This is a genomic window from Secundilactobacillus folii (assembly GCF_009720675.1).
Taxonomy (GTDB): domain Bacteria; phylum Bacillota; class Bacilli; order Lactobacillales; family Lactobacillaceae; genus Secundilactobacillus; species Secundilactobacillus folii.
Map to the genome: position 1 here is coordinate 69,851 of NZ_WNJO01000007.1, position 14,327 is coordinate 84,177.

Annotated in this window: 16 protein-coding genes; all 16 read left to right on the plus strand. The window is 43.9% G+C overall.

Annotated elements, in window-relative coordinates:
• The first annotated feature begins 165 nt into the window (after nt 1-165).
• The 16 genes from GM612_RS07105 to GM612_RS07180 all read left to right on the plus strand — a co-directional run bounded on the left by GM612_RS07105 (nt 166) and on the right by GM612_RS07180 (nt 14,322).
• Nucleotides 166-1,317: a PDZ domain-containing protein gene (locus GM612_RS07105; RefSeq protein ID WP_155431692.1), complete on the plus strand. Its 1,152-nt coding sequence runs from the start codon at nt 166-168 to the stop codon at nt 1,315-1,317.
• 10 nt (nt 1,318-1,327) lie between these two features.
• On the plus strand, nt 1,328-2,038 hold the full coding sequence (locus GM612_RS07110) for a response regulator transcription factor (protein ID WP_155431693.1): 711 nt from the start codon (nt 1,328-1,330) through the stop codon (nt 2,036-2,038).
• Nucleotides 2,031-3,413, plus strand: coding sequence for a two-component system histidine kinase PnpS (pnpS, locus tag GM612_RS07115; protein ID WP_155431694.1), 1,383 nt, complete (start codon nt 2,031-2,033; stop codon nt 3,411-3,413). The genes GM612_RS07110 and pnpS overlap by 8 nt, the downstream gene beginning before the upstream one ends.
• A 183-nt stretch (nt 3,414-3,596) precedes the next feature.
• On the plus strand, nt 3,597-4,484 hold the full coding sequence (locus tag GM612_RS07120; RefSeq protein ID WP_155431695.1) for a phosphate ABC transporter substrate-binding protein PstS family protein: 888 nt from the start codon (nt 3,597-3,599) through the stop codon (nt 4,482-4,484).
• Complete coding sequence (gene pstC, locus GM612_RS07125; protein WP_155431696.1) at nt 4,477-5,403, plus strand: phosphate ABC transporter permease subunit PstC; 927 nt, start codon at nt 4,477-4,479, stop codon at nt 5,401-5,403. Before GM612_RS07120 ends, pstC begins: the two co-directional genes overlap by 8 nt.
• Entirely contained in the window at nt 5,400-6,284 is an 885-nt protein-coding gene (pstA, locus tag GM612_RS07130) for a phosphate ABC transporter permease PstA (RefSeq protein WP_155431697.1), read from the plus strand. Before pstC ends, pstA begins: the two co-directional genes overlap by 4 nt.
• 72 nt (nt 6,285-6,356) lie before the next feature.
• Nucleotides 6,357-7,145, plus strand: a complete 789-nt coding sequence (gene pstB / locus GM612_RS07135; protein ID WP_425500340.1) for a phosphate ABC transporter ATP-binding protein PstB — start codon at nt 6,357-6,359, stop codon at nt 7,143-7,145.
• 12 nt (nt 7,146-7,157) lie between these two features.
• Nucleotides 7,158-7,913: a phosphate ABC transporter ATP-binding protein PstB gene (pstB, locus tag GM612_RS07140; RefSeq protein ID WP_155431699.1), complete on the plus strand. Its 756-nt coding sequence runs from the start codon at nt 7,158-7,160 to the stop codon at nt 7,911-7,913.
• A 30-nt stretch (nt 7,914-7,943) separates the two neighbouring features.
• Complete coding sequence (gene phoU / locus GM612_RS07145) at nt 7,944-8,606, plus strand: phosphate signaling complex protein PhoU (RefSeq protein ID WP_155431700.1); 663 nt, start codon at nt 7,944-7,946, stop codon at nt 8,604-8,606.
• A 183-nt stretch (nt 8,607-8,789) separates the two neighbouring features.
• Entirely contained in the window at nt 8,790-9,083 is a 294-nt protein-coding gene (locus GM612_RS07150) for a PspC domain-containing protein (RefSeq protein WP_246147641.1), read from the plus strand.
• Nucleotides 9,084-9,095: 12 nt separating this feature from the next.
• Nucleotides 9,096-9,452 carry a phage holin family protein gene (locus GM612_RS07155; RefSeq protein ID WP_155431702.1) on the plus strand — a complete coding sequence of 119 codons (357 nt, stop codon included), beginning with the start codon at nt 9,096-9,098 and terminating at the stop codon, nt 9,450-9,452.
• Nucleotides 9,453-9,649: 197 nt separating this feature from the next.
• Nucleotides 9,650-10,588 (plus strand): HPr(Ser) kinase/phosphatase, encoded by a 939-nt coding sequence (gene hprK, locus GM612_RS07160; RefSeq protein ID WP_155431703.1) that lies wholly within the window; start codon nt 9,650-9,652, stop codon nt 10,586-10,588.
• A gap of 34 nt (nt 10,589-10,622) precedes the next feature.
• Nucleotides 10,623-11,477, plus strand: coding sequence for a prolipoprotein diacylglyceryl transferase (gene lgt, locus GM612_RS07165; protein ID WP_155431704.1), 855 nt, complete (start codon nt 10,623-10,625; stop codon nt 11,475-11,477).
• Between the two features lie 12 nt (nt 11,478-11,489).
• On the plus strand, nt 11,490-12,503 hold the full coding sequence (locus GM612_RS07170) for an NAD(P)H-dependent glycerol-3-phosphate dehydrogenase (protein ID WP_155431705.1): 1,014 nt from the start codon (nt 11,490-11,492) through the stop codon (nt 12,501-12,503).
• 188 nt (nt 12,504-12,691) lie between these two features.
• On the plus strand, nt 12,692-13,636 hold the full coding sequence (gene trxB / locus GM612_RS07175; protein ID WP_155431706.1) for a thioredoxin-disulfide reductase: 945 nt from the start codon (nt 12,692-12,694) through the stop codon (nt 13,634-13,636).
• A 161-nt stretch (nt 13,637-13,797) separates the two neighbouring features.
• On the plus strand, nt 13,798-14,322 hold the full coding sequence (locus GM612_RS07180) for a GNAT family N-acetyltransferase (RefSeq protein ID WP_155431707.1): 525 nt from the start codon (nt 13,798-13,800) through the stop codon (nt 14,320-14,322).
• The last annotated feature ends 5 nt before the right edge of the window (nt 14,323-14,327 follow it).

The window sequence follows — 14,327 nt, forward strand, 5'->3', positions numbered from 1 at the left end:
GGGCGTTTTCCTTTTTATAAAAGATAGTTAAGCCCCTATATCATATAATCTATGAACGGACGATAAACTATTCGATCCGGTTTCCAGTGAGTGGGCAAGCTGCGGCTGGTTTATGCTATACTGCTTTTAGGTACAGATAATGAAAAGCTGGGAGTAATGATGACAATGGGATTATTGATTTTAACTTTGGTTGTACAGCCGGTTTGGTGGATTGCTTTAATTCGTGAGTGGCGCACGGCTGATCGACGGATTGTCCGGGAACGGCGAGCGTTTGAAAGTGCAGTTTACACGGATAAATTCGAAGTTCGACACTTTATCCTATTAAGTTTACTGTTTGGACTGGGACTTTCCGTCGTCTCATTGTTAGCCGGACTAACGGTGCCTGTTGGCTGGTACCTCTGTTACAGTGCAGGGGCCTTAATTGCCGTAGTAATTATCCCAGTTGCGGGGCTCCCAATGACCATTTTTATCGGATCCGTGGTATTGTATGTCTGGGTCAAACAAATGGGTTGGGCTAGCAAACTAACTCGGCCTGTGACTCAGCGTTTTGGCCTGACTAATGAATCTGTAAATATGGCGAATTTGGTTATTTTACTGGCAGCGTTATTAATCGTTTTGGGTTTTTGGTTGCACCGCACTGGTGGCCGATTTGCCTCGCCGCGAATCTTTGCTCAGCAACGTGGTAAATTGATTGCGGGTTATCCATTTAATGAATTATTAGTGATCCCAACGTTAGTCTTAGTTCCAGGAAACTGGCTGACCAGTCACTTAGCATTTTGGCCAGTTCTTTCAGTTGGCGGAATGTCTTTTACACCACTTTTTCTACCGCTATTGATTGGACTTAAAATGACTGTTTTCAAGCAAAATCCACGAACTGCTTTAACTAGGTTAGCAACGATGATCCTTCGGCTAGGGATTGTAGTCTTGATTGCCGGAATCGTTAGTTTATTCTTTAAAATGGCGGTACTGCCAATTTTAGGATTGGCATACGTTTGCTACCTTGGCTGTCTGATTCATGCCCGACTTAAGGACCATCACCAGTCATTTTGGTTTTCAAAGGTTGATCACGGTGTTCGAGTTTTGGGCATTAAACCGGAAACGCCGGCTGCAAAGATGGACGTTCAGGTAGGCGATATCATGGTTCAGTGCAATGGACAGTCCATTTATTCTGAGAAGAGTTTTTATGAAGCGTTAATGTTAGATCCAACTTATTGTCATTTGAAGATCAGGACCCCAAAGGGTGATTTAAAGGTAACTGAAACTGCCATCTTTGATGGTGCACCACACGAAATTGGCATTGTCGTTTTTAAAGATTAGGGAGGGCCTTATGCAACGAGTTTTAGTTGTTGATGATGAACCGGCAATTGTAACACTTTTGACGTATAACCTTGAGAAATCTAATTATGAAGTTGAGACTGCCATTAACGGGCGTGAGGCTGTTCAGCTGGCAACCGACAAACACTTTGATGCCATTCTTTTGGACCTTATGCTTCCAGGTATAGACGGTGTTGAAGTCACTAAAAAGTTGCGCCAAGAAAAAATTGAGACGCCCATTATTATGATTACAGCCAAAACGGATGAATTCGACAAAGTTTTTGGACTTGAACTAGGAGCCGATGATTATATTACGAAACCCTTTAGTCCGCGGGAAGTTTTAGCACGACTTAAGGCTGTGTTAAGACGCTCTCAAAGTAATGCTGATCATGAATCGGATCTTAATGACGGGCAGCAACTGCACGTTGGTGACATATTAATTGACCAGTCCACAGTCAGCGTGATGATTCGTGGTCAAAAGGTAAAATTGACCCCCAAAGAATTTGAATTGCTGGTTTACCTCGTTAAGCGTCCCAACCAAGTGTTAAAGCGAGATCAGTTACTAGAGGGCGTCTGGGGTTTTGACTATGCCGGTCAAACACGGATGGTGGACATTCATATTTCACATTTGAGGGATAAAATCGAAACGGATCCGAAACACCCAGCGTACTTGAAAACGGTGCGGGGATTTGGTTACCGTTTTGAGGAAGCTCAACATGACTAAACGGCTGGGCATTCAATATTTGATAGCGTTAATCGTAAACATGTTTGTTTTTATTTTAGTCGCCCGTTTAATTGCTGATCAACTGGTGGTAAGCCAAATGATTTTACGCTTGCTGGGTCTTAATGCAATCGTCTCTGCAGTTGAAGTGGCCCTATTTACCTTTGCCACTCGACATCGGCAACAGCCGGTTAAAGCCATGACTCACAAAGTTGAAGGGATGCTTAAGGATGAAGAACCAGCCCACATCCTACTGCGTCATGACGACGATTATTATGAGCTGGCCATGGCTATTAATCGGCTGCAGACCCACCAGCAAAAACTACTCCGAGATAAAAATCAACAAAGCGAAGAGTTGCGAATGTTGCTGGCTTACCTGCCAATTGGGGTGATGGTGATTGACCGTTATCGTAAAGTTGAAATGGCTAATCCGGCAATGGCGGAGTTTTTACAGACTGAGATTAAATCTCGGCGTCACCCCTACACGCAAGATATTCACCAATTCGAATTAGTGGCCATGATTGGTCAAGTAATCAGCACTAAAGCGTCAAAACGAAAAGTGATCACGTTACCGGGTGTGCCGACCGAAAAACGGGTTGAAGCGTCCGTCATTTACACCTCAACAACCGAAGATTTTTTCCAAATTTTGGTGCTGCTATATGATGTGACTGAGATCTACGCGGTTGAAAAGATGCAAATGGACTTTATTTCTAACGCGTCACACGAACTAAAAACACCGGTAACGGCAATTGCAGGTTTTGCGGAAACGCTGTTATCAGGAGCTAAAGATGACCCGAAAACACTGAATGAATTCTTAGAGATCATTCAGCGGGAAAGCAAGCGTTTAACGGAATTGATTCAAGACGTTCTATCAATTTCTCGCATCGAGTCACAATCACTCTCAGATCAGCATTTAAGTTCAATTGAACTTTCGAGCATGATTGATGAGCAGATCAGCGTTCTTCGGCAGATTGCTTCAATGAAAAACGTCTCGTTGATCAATAATGTGCCGAAAAATACCGTTCAGAAATCTGATGAAAGTAAGTTAGTTGAAGTTCTGAAAAATTTGATGTCTAATGCGATTAAATACAATCGTGAAGGCGGTCAAGTTGAAGTTAGTTACCAATCTGGTGAACAAAATTGGTCACTTCAAGTAACTGATACCGGTATTGGCATCGCTAAAAATGAACAGTCCCGGATTTTTGAACGCTTTTACCGGGTCGATGCTTCTCGGACTCAGCAAGTAGTGAGTGGGACGGGCTTAGGATTGGCGATCGTCTCGGAATTGGTCAAGTCACTTCATGGTCAAATTAGCGTTACCAGTCAACGCGGCGTGGGCAGTACTTTTACAGTGACATTTCCTACCCAAAGTAAATAAGTTAACGATATGTATGGATCCTCGATATTCAGCAAAGTGAGTATCAGGGGATCCTTTTTGTTTAAAACGAGTCTGTGGTAGTTGATAATGTAAAACATTTACAAAACATTTACAAAAATATGTATTTTAGATTTACAATGCTTCGATATACTAGGCTTCGAAAGATGGAATGGAGGATTGAACATGCGAAAATCGCGTTGGATCGAAGGCTTGCTTCTGGTAGGCCTGATAATTTTAGGCGGCTGGGCATACCAGACTCGGCAAGTGAATCATTCCAATATGACTATAACCGCAGTTGGTTCAACTGCTCTTCAGCCACTCGTTGAAGCCGCTGGTGAAGACTATTCAACACAGCACCTTGGCACGTTTATCAACGTCCAGGGCGGCGGATCCGGAACCGGCCTTAGTCAGGTTCAGGAGGGTGCCGTTGATATTGGCAACGCCGATGTTTTTGCGGAAGAGCAAAATGGTATCAACGCCAACCGGCTGAAAGACCACCGGGTTGCCGTCGTTGGCATCACACCAATTGTTAATCGCACGGCTGGTGTTCACCGCTTAACCTCGGCTCAGTTAATTGGCATTTTCACGGGGAAAGTACTTAATTGGTCGCAAGTTGGCGGCCGTAATCAAAAAATTGTCATCTTAAATCGAGCCCAAGGTAGTGGCACGCGGGCAACGTTTGAACGATACGGGCTTGAAGGTCACCGTAGTTTGGCAGCTCAGGAGCAAGATTCTTCAGGAATGGTTCGGCAAATTGTCGCGACCACTCCGGGTGCCATCAGCTACGTTGGTTTTTCCTACGTTGATAAAACTGTTCAAGCGGTCAGCCTCAATGGTGTTAAACCAACTAATCAAAATGTAACCAATAATCGGTGGCCAATTTGGTCGTATGAGCACATGTATACTGGTCAAAAGCCACAACCATTGGCCACTGAATTCATTCACTATATTCAATCAAAGAAAATTCAAAATACCCTTGTCCGACGGCTTGGATATATTAGCATGGCGGATATGAAAGTTGCTCGTAATGGTCAAGGACAGATTCATAAGGTGGTGAAAGGGCATGAATAGTAAACTTCAAAAGCAGCTTCTCAAACGTTCAAAAGCTGCTAAAATCGAACGTTTAGGAAAGGGTGTGAGCTTTCTAGCCCTAATGTTGATCGTTTTGACCGTTTTTGCAATCATCATCTTTGTGACCTCAAAAGGGTTATCAACCTTCTTCAGTAACCACGTCAACGTGATTGATTTTTTAACTGGTAAGAATTGGAATCCCAATGTGACAAACGCCAAGGGTCAGCCTGAAGTCGGGGCTCTCCCAATGATCACGGGCTCGTTTGTTGTGACGATCCTGTCCGCTTTACTAGCGACACCCTTTGCGATTGGCACAGCAATTTTTATGACGGAAATCTCCCCCCAAAGAGGGGCTAGAATTTTACAACCCGTGACTGAGCTGTTGGTTGGTATCCCATCAGTAGTGTACGGCTTCATTGGTTTAACCGTAGTAGTTCCTGCCGTGCGAGCGGTCTTTGGCGGCAGTGGTTTTGGGATTCTTTCTGGAACCTTCGTTCTCTTTGTCATGATTTTGCCAACCGTCACTTCAATGAGTGTTGATGCCTTGCATTCCGTTCCGCGTTATTACCGCGAAGCTGCACTAGCACTTGGGGCAACCCAGTGGCAAACTATTTATAAAGTTGTTTTACGAGCGGCGACCCCTGGGATGCTGACGGCCATCGTCTTCGGGATGGCACGGGCGTTTGGGGAGGCATTAGCAGTTCAAATGGTGATTGGAAATGCCGCACTGTTACCAACCAGCCTTGTCTCACCAGCATCTACCTTGACCTCGGTCCTGACGACTGGCATCGGTAACACTGTGATGGGTTCGATGCAAAATAACGCACTTTGGTCACTCGCCCTTGTACTCCTTATCATGTCACTAATTTTTAATCTGATTATCCGTTTGATTGGACGAAGGGGGGCAATCACCAAATGAATCCGAAGCTCAGTAACCGTATTGCGATTACAACACTGTATGTGATTGCCAGTCTGATTGTCCTGATTCTGGCTGCCTTACTTGGTTATATCATTATTAGCGGGCTACCGGCTTTAAGCTGGCATTTCTTAACTTCACCAGCGCGTGCCTTTACAAGTGGTGGTGGTATCGGGATTCAACTTTTTAATTCGTTTTATTTACTGATTTTAACGATGTTGATCTCCTTTCCAATCGCTTTGGGGGCCGGTATTTTCTTAAATGAATATGCCAAACAAAACTGGGTCACCTCATTAGTCAGGACATCCATTGAGATTCTGAGCTCCTTGCCATCCGTAGTTGTTGGGTTGTTTGGGTTTTTAATCTTTGTGGTTCGATTCAATTTTGGCTTTTCCATTTTATCGGGAGCATTTGCCCTGACGTTTTTCAACTTGCCGTTACTAACCCGAAGTATTGAGGAAGCACTGGCTGCTGTCCCTGATGAACAGCGTGAAGGTGGCCTGGCACTTGGGCTTTCAAAGTGGGAAACAGTGACCCACATCATTGTCCCCGCAGCGTTACCAACCATTTTAACCGGGGTAATTTTAAGCGCCGGCCGAATCTTCGGCGAAGCTGCCGCGTTGATCTTTACCGCTGGGCAAAGTGCACCGGCGTTGGACTTTGGTGATTGGAACCCGTTTAATATTTCTAGTCCGTTGAACCCCATGCGGCCGGCTGAAACGCTTGCTGTCCATATCTGGAAGATCAATTCGGAAGGTATCATGCCCGACGCCAAGGCAATTTCTTCTGGGGCATCGGCTGTCCTAGTCATTTCAGTTCTCGCGTTTAATTTACTGGCACGGTTTATTGGCCGACGTTTGTTTAAGCGATTCACGGCTGGATAAGATCGATGATTAACCATAGGAGGAACTCAGATGTTAATTAATCCTGCAAGCACACATCAAGACGACTTATGGTTGGAACGGCACATTGTCGATCCCAGCCAAGATAATCGTCAACCAATCATCCTAGAAACTAAACAGTTGCACGTTTACTATGGTGATAATGAAGCAATCTACGAAGGGGATCTTAAATTTGCCGAACATCAAATATCTGCATTGATTGGGCCTTCCGGATCTGGTAAATCAACATTTCTTCGATCGCTTAACCGGATGAATGATGGTGTTGCCCGCGTTGCAGGCCAGATTTTATACCGTGGTGTTGATATTAACCGTCCTGAAATTGACGTTTATGAGATGCGGCGCCGAATCGGTATGGTGTTTCAGCGGCCGAATCCGTTTTCAAAATCGATATACGATAACATTACCTTTGCGCTTAAACGACGTGGCGTCACGGATAAAAAAACTTTGGATGAGGTCGTCGAAACCAGTCTTAAACAAGCTGCAATCTGGGATGAGGTCAAAGATCAGCTAAATAAAAGTGCGCTGGCTTTATCTGGTGGGCAGCAGCAACGTTTATGCATTGCTCGTGCAATCGCCGTGAAACCCGATATTCTATTACTTGATGAGCCAGCCAGTGCATTGGACCCCGTTTCCACTGGTAAATTAGAGGAAACGTTAACGGCTCTAAAATCTAATTACACGATTATTATCGTGACTCACAATATGCAGCAGGCGGCACGAATCAGTGATTATACGGCCTTCTTTAACATGGGGCGAGCACTTGAATATGATAAGACTTCACAAATCTTTACGTCGCCAAAAGTTCAGTTGACTAATAACTATGTTGCCGGTGACTTTGGCTAAGGAGGGTGTCACATGAGTGCAATATTAGAGACTCACGATTTACATGTGTATTATGGCAAAAAAGAGGCCCTCAAAGGAATCGATCTGTCCTTCAATGAGGGTGGAATCACCGCATTAATTGGACCTTCTGGGTCAAGTAAATCAACTTATCTCAGGACTTTAAACCGGATGAATGATCTGATTCCAGATGTCACGGTAACTGGAGACACCCTGTTTCGCGGTCAAAATATTTATTCACCACAAATTGATTTGGTCACGTTACGTAAGGAGATTGGCATGGTGTTCCAGCAGCCCAATCCCTTTCCCTTTTCAATTTACGATAACGTTGCGTTTGGACTAAAATTGGCTGGTAATCAAAACCGTGAGTATTTGGATCAAGTCGTTGAGACCAGCCTGAAACAGGCCGCAGTCTGGGATGAAGTTAAGGACCATTTGCATGATAGTGCTTTATCACTTTCTGGTGGGCAACAGCAACGGGTCTGCATTGCGCGAGTTCTCGCTGTTTCACCGGATATTATTTTACTGGATGAACCCACTAGTGCCTTGGATCCAATTTCAAGTAGCCAAATTGAATCGACTTTGTTAAAATTAAGAGCTGATTACACTATCATTATTGTCACGCATAACCTGCAACAGGCGTCTCGAATCGCTGATCGGACAGCTTTTTTTATGAATGGTGAAGTGGTTGAGATCGATGAAACTAAGAAGATTTTTATGAATCCAGCTAAGAAAGCAACTGAGGATTACATTAGTGGGCGCTTTGGCTAGTACTTAGCATCACGCAGAAGGAGGGTATCAATGAGACGCTTATTTGATGAAGAATTAGATGAATTGGACAATGGTTTTACCGAAATGGGGATTTTGGTAAGTAATGTGGTTCAGCAGTCAGTTGACGCCTTTATTAACCATGATCGGCAGGCTGCACAAAACATCATTGACCATGATCACGATATCAACGAACGTGAGATTCAATTGGAATCAAAATCCTTTGAAATTATCGCTTTATATCAACCAGTCACCACGGATCTAAGGGAAGTGGTCACAATTTTAAAGGCCGTCTCGGATTTAGAGCGAGCGGGTGACCATGCTCGTAATATTGCGTACTCTACGATTGATGTTAAGGGTAATACTCGGGTGGCTGAAATTGAGACTGAGCTTGCCGAGATGGGTCAACTGACAACCAAGATGGTTAAACAGGCCATTCAGGCATACGTTGATAAGGATGAAGAAGCCGCCAAAACACTAGTTGAGGTGAATGAACAATTAACGGCTTTTCACGACCAAATACTGCGGGCGAGTTATGACAATATTGCTAAAGACACGGGTGTGCTGATTGCAGCAATGAATTATAATAAAGTTGCTGATGACCTGATTCGCATTGCGGACTATTTAATTAACGTTGGTGAGTGGATCGTATACCTAAAGACGGGACAAATTGTTGAATTAAAGCTAATGAAGTAGTATAAATGAGGCCAACTATCGTTTTTTAAATAACGATTGCTTGGCCTTTTATCGAATGATCATAGGTTAGCCGTAAATCCCAGAATTTCTGTTAAGATTCTGATTGAAATTAGTTTTGGGCTTGCTTTCAACGGCTACTTTCTCTATTCTGTAATTGGTAACTAGAAATGAGGTGATTTTTTGATGAATAGTAAGCGGCGCCTTACGCGCTCATCAAACCGGATTTTAACGGGCGTTCTCGGTGGCCTAGCTGAATACTTTGGCATTCGACCTTTATGGGTTCGTATTGTCTTTGCGATTCTAACGATTTTCCCAGGTCACCTAGTGTTTGGGTTGTTAGTTTATTTACTACTCACCGTCCTGATTCCTGAAGATACAGGAACTTCGAAGCATTCTTCTATGTGGACAAACAGTCAGCAATCACACTCACGCAAAGTGTTACATGATGTGACCGAAGAAGATACTGATAAGAAGTGAGTTGCTTAAGAGATGAAATTTTGGATGCGAATCATAGTTAACGCCGTTTTATTTATGGCACTGGCTGGATTTTTAAAAGCGGACTTTTACGTTGCTAGTCCCTGGATCGCCATACTGGCAAGCTTGATTTTAGCTGTTCTAAATGCATTAGTTAAACCGTTTTTGGTGTTGCTGTCATTGCCAATCACGGTGGTGACCCTCGGCCTGTTCAGTATTGTAATCAACGGGTTCATGCTGCAAATGACGTCAGCTTTAGTCGGCAATGACTTTCATTTTAGTTCGTTTGGCATTGCGCTGTTGGTGGCGATTTTGATGTCGATATGTAACACAATCATTTCCAGCTATATTGGCCGAAATCGCCATGACTGAGAGTCGTAGAGAATTTGAAAATATAATTTTTACCTATATTAATACCATGACTAGACTTAAAAAGAAGGGGAGGCCGCTACTGGTCAATGTTAACCAATTCGGTGATGGTATTGTGGGTGGGATGTCTTCCCCCAGGTTAACGGGGCGCTTTAAAGTGATAGCGCTTTAGTGATATGAAACCAGTAGTGGACGAAAATTTGGCAGATAGTGTAACAGTGGCAGATTTAGTTAAAAATATTCGCTTAGATATCATCTATGGCGACGATTTGTTAGAGGATAGGAGGATCACCACCAGTGATATTTCCCGGCCTGGGCTTGAGTTGACCGGTTATTTTAATTATTATCCAGCCAAGCGAGTCCAGCTTTTAGGTATCACAGAAACCTCCTTTGCTAAGGGAATGAGTCACGAGGACCTTTTGAACGTGATGCGCCAAATGTGTCAACCAGAGACGCCGGCCTTTGTCATTTCAACTCAGTTAGAGCCGCCTGAAGAATTGGTTCAAGCAGCCAAGGAGACCCGAATCCCAATTTTAGGGACAAAGATGACGACTTCTCGAGTTCTCAGTAATATGACTAACTATCTAGAAGGTAAGCTGGCGGAACGACAGTCGTTACATGGCGTGCTGGTTGATATTTACGGTGTTGGTGTGTTGATCACCGGTGATTCAGGTGTTGGTAAAAGTGAAACCGCGCTGGAATTGGTTAAGCGTGGTCACCGCTTGATTGCTGACGACCGGGTGGAAGTTTATCAACAAGACGAACAAACCTTAGTCGGGTCAGCACCAGCAATCCTATCCCATCTACTTGAAATTCGTGGAATCGGTATTATTGATGTGATGAATCTGTTTGGTGCCGGCGCTGTTCGAAGTGAGGCCGACATTGAGTTCATCGTGCACCTAGAAGCCTACTCAACTGACAAGAAGTTTGACCGTTTGGGAAATGGTGATGAGACGCAAAAAATCTTTGATGTGGAAATTCCCAAAATTTCTATTCCGGTCAAAACGGGCCGTAATTTGGCCATTATTATTGAAGCAGCAGCCATGAACTTTCGGGCCCGTTCCATGGGTTACGATGCAACTAAAGTTTTCGATCGTAACTTGAACCGATTGATCAAAGAAAATTCTAAGAAGAACTAAGTTAATTAATCTGTAGAGTAGAGAGGTGTCATTCTTGCGGGGAATAACTGCAGCACTTAACCCCATTGCGTTTAATTTAGGCCCGATCGAGGTTCACTGGTACGGCATCATCATTGCCAGTGCAGTCATTATCGCGGTCACTTTGGCCGTTCGTGAAGGTGGCCGCAGAAACGTTAATGCAGACGATATTTATGATATGATTTTATGGGCATTGCCCGCAGCAATTATTGCCGCTAGAATATACTACGTGGCTTTTGAATGGTCGTATTATTCTCAACATCCTGCGGAAATCATTCGAATCTGGGATGGCGGTATCGCCGTGTACGGCTCACTGATTGGAGCCGGCTTGGTCGTTTTTTTCTTCTGCCGTTCACGGTTCATTCCGGTTTGGCTAATGTTAGATATTGCAGCGCCGACGGTTATTATGGCTCAAGGGATTGGTCGTTGGGGTAATTTTATGAACCAGGAAGCCTTTGGCCAAATCACTAGTCTTAGCTTCTTACAAGGTTTACATCTACCGCACTTTATCATTTCTCAAATGTTCATTCAAGGTGCGTATAGGCAACCAACCTTTCTGTATGAATCAGTCTGGGATATTCTGGGCTTTATCGTGTTGATGAGTTTGCGTCATCGTAAAGGTTTATTTAAACAGGGTGAAGTCTTTTTAGGTTACGTCATGTGGTATTCATTTGGCCGGTTCTTTACCGAAGGCATGAGGACGGATAGTTTAATGTTATTTAATTCGATTCGGGTCTCGCAATTGTTATCTGTGATATTATTTATTGGAGCGATTGGGTTGATTATTTATCGTCGGCGTTTGGGGACACAAGTGCCGATGTATCTGGACGGCAACCCATTTTCAAAAAAAGCCCAGCAGGCTAAAAATTAAGGAGAAATCGTTATGTCTGAAAAAATTGCAGTATTAGGTGCAGGTTCATGGGGCAGTATTTTAGCTAATTTATTAGATGAAAACGGCAATGATGTGTCGCTTTGGTCTTATAATCCGGATCAGGTCAACGAGCTTAACCAGCACCACACCAATACGGCTTACATTAAGGATTTTACCTATTCCGAAACCTTAGTGGCCTATTCTGATATGAAACAAGCGTTGGATGGCGCAACTACCGTTCTGTTTGTTGTCCCAACTAAGGCCGTTCGCTCGGTGGCCCAGCAAGCTAAAGCCGCTTTAGCTGATTTAAACACTAAGCCGGCCTTAATTCATGCCAGTAAAGGTATCGAACAGGGCACCTATAAACGAATCTCTGAAATTTTAGCTGAAGAAATTCCTGCTGATCTGCGTTCTTCAATTACGGTTTTATCAGGGCCCAGTCACGCTGAAGACGTTGCCAAGCGTGACATTACCTTAGTCACTGCTGCTAGTGCTGACCTGAGCGCTGCCGAACACGTCCAAAAGTTATTCATGAACCGTTACTTCCGGGTATACACTAATTCTGATGTGATCGGGGTTGAAATTGCCGCCGCTTTGAAAAATATTATTGCACTCGGTACGGGTGCTTTAAACGGTTTAGGTTATGGCGACAACGCAAAAGCAGCTCTGATGACCCGTGGACTGGCTGAGATCTCTCGTCTTGGGGCTTCTTTTGGTGCTAATCCGTTAACCTTTATTGGTTTAGCAGGCGTTGGTGACATTATCGTCACGGGGACCAGTAAGAATTCACGTAATTACCGTGCCGGTGATGAACTGGGTCGTGGTCAGTCGTTAGATGAAGTTATCGATACAATGGGAATGGTTATCGAAGGGGTTGCAACAACTAAGTCTGCTTACGAACTTTCGAAGCAGCGCGGAGTTGAAATGCCAATTACAGAGGCAATTTACCAAGTCCTTTACGAGGGTAAAGATATTCGTCAAGCCATCTCTGATTTAATGATGCGTGAGGGTCGTTCGGAATTTTAAGTATTTTAAAAATCAACCTAATCTCGCAGACTTTGGGAGACTCGTCGGTATTTCAAGAATTGGCAATTTAAAGCAGAAAATGTTTATGCTCGACAAACTTACAAAAAGATAGTAAACTGGGCTTCGTTATCAAATTTACCGAAAAATCAAGAAATGTCGCATTCGTTGCGCATGAAAGGGGAAGTCATATGGCAAAACAGTATGATGTAATTGTAATTGGTGCTGGACCTGGCGGCATGACCGCTGCGCTTTACGCGTCTCGTGCCAACTTATCCGTGCTCATGTTAGACCGCGGAATTTATGGCGGCCAGATGAACAACACTGCGGCAATTGAAAATTATCCGGGCTTTTCATCAGTTATGGGACCAGATTTAGCAGAAAATATGTACAAGGGTGCTACTCAGTTTGGTGCTGAATATGCATATGGCAACGTTGAAGGGGTCGAAGATCATGGCGCGACAAAAGTGGTCAAGACTGATACTGATACGTTTGAAGCTAAAGCGGTGATCATTGCTTCGGGTTCTGAATACCGTAAATTAGGTGTGCCCGGTGAAGAAGCCTATGGTGGCCGGGGTGTTTCCTACTGTGCGGTATGTGATGGTGCCTTCTTTAAGGGGCGTGAAGTCATTGTCGTTGGTGGCGGTGACTCAGCCGTTGAAGAAGGACTTTACCTTACTCAGTTAGCTTCTAAAGTGACTGTTATTCACCGACGTGACCAGTTACGAGCTCAGAAAATTCTCCAGGATCGAGCCTTTGCTAACGACAAGATGAACTTTATCTGGAACAGTAATGTTGAAGAGATTCTTGGCGACGATCAGAAGGTTACTGGCGTTAAACTTGTCAATAACCAAACCGGCGAAGAAACAACTCTGGATGCTAGCGGGGTCTTCATTTACGTTGGTATCTTACCTAAGACTGAGCAATTTTCAGACTTAGGCATTACCGATGACATGGGCTGGATCGAAACTAACGATCACATGGAGACCAAGGTTGACGGTATTTATGCCATTGGTGACGTACGCGTCAAAGACTTACGTCAGATTACAACTGCTGTTGGTGACGGTGGCATTGCTGGTCAACAAGTCTTCAAGTACATTGAGTCGTTGGCGGATCAGAGTGCAGCTGTTAAGTAAATAAATTTAAAATACAGTGTGATACGTTGTCTGTATTTGAGTGTGAGGGATAGTCAAATGGCTGTCCCTTTTTTGTTGAAGAATGAATCCAGTGGCAAAATTTTTTTGGCTAATTAAGATATAATAGGTGTTAATAAAGGAACGGAAATGGAGAAAATAGTATGCAAACATTGGTGGAACAACTGGCAAAACGGCTCCCGTATGAAATTCGAGTGTTAACGCATGATGACGAAGATCAAATCTATGGGTTACAGCAGAAGCACCAGTCGTTTTTTAATTTATTTCTAGACCATAAACTAACTCGGCGAGAAGCGGTTGCTGATTTAGACGAAGTCGCTAGTGAGGCTGCTGCAGCTCAAAAATATTACCTCGGTCTGTTTAGCCACGGCACACTAATAGCTACATTGGACTTGACGGTTGATTACCCGTTACCACAATTAGTTTGGCTGGGACAATATTTTGTTGATGGGGACGCTATTTCTGAAGAACAGCGGGCTCAAATTTTAACTGCTGTATTGGCAACTTTAAAAGACCTAACAGCAGTCCAAGTTCAACTCCTAGTTTTAAAAGCCGATACTGACAGTCAGCACTTTTATCAAAGCGTACAGTTTGAAGAAGTTAGTGCGACACGCTCACGGGTTGGTGACCAGTTTGTTGATGTGTTCGTTTATCAGCGAAATTTGTAAGTAGC

What these genes read in the sequence shown, in the direction of transcription:
- GM612_RS07105 (WP_155431692.1), top strand. Translation starts at nt 166, where the DNA reads ATGGGATTATTGATTTTAACTTTGGTTGTACAGCCGGTTTGGTGGATT.
- GM612_RS07110 (WP_155431693.1), top strand. Translation starts at nt 1,328, where the DNA reads ATGCAACGAGTTTTAGTTGTTGATGATGAACCGGCAATTGTAACACTT.
- pnpS (WP_155431694.1), top strand. Translation starts at nt 2,031, where the DNA reads ATGACTAAACGGCTGGGCATTCAATATTTGATAGCGTTAATCGTAAAC.
- GM612_RS07120 (WP_155431695.1), top strand. Translation starts at nt 3,597, where the DNA reads ATGCGAAAATCGCGTTGGATCGAAGGCTTGCTTCTGGTAGGCCTGATA.
- pstC (WP_155431696.1), top strand. Translation starts at nt 4,477, where the DNA reads ATGAATAGTAAACTTCAAAAGCAGCTTCTCAAACGTTCAAAAGCTGCT.
- pstA (WP_155431697.1), top strand. Translation starts at nt 5,400, where the DNA reads ATGAATCCGAAGCTCAGTAACCGTATTGCGATTACAACACTGTATGTG.
- pstB (WP_155431699.1), top strand. Translation starts at nt 7,158, where the DNA reads ATGAGTGCAATATTAGAGACTCACGATTTACATGTGTATTATGGCAAA.
- phoU (WP_155431700.1), top strand. Translation starts at nt 7,944, where the DNA reads ATGAGACGCTTATTTGATGAAGAATTAGATGAATTGGACAATGGTTTT.
- GM612_RS07150 (WP_246147641.1), top strand. Translation starts at nt 8,790, where the DNA reads ATGAATAGTAAGCGGCGCCTTACGCGCTCATCAAACCGGATTTTAACG.
- GM612_RS07155 (WP_155431702.1), top strand. Translation starts at nt 9,096, where the DNA reads ATGAAATTTTGGATGCGAATCATAGTTAACGCCGTTTTATTTATGGCA.
- GM612_RS07170 (WP_155431705.1), top strand. Translation starts at nt 11,490, where the DNA reads ATGTCTGAAAAAATTGCAGTATTAGGTGCAGGTTCATGGGGCAGTATT.
- trxB (WP_155431706.1), top strand. Translation starts at nt 12,692, where the DNA reads ATGGCAAAACAGTATGATGTAATTGTAATTGGTGCTGGACCTGGCGGC.
- GM612_RS07180 (WP_155431707.1), top strand. Translation starts at nt 13,798, where the DNA reads ATGCAAACATTGGTGGAACAACTGGCAAAACGGCTCCCGTATGAAATT.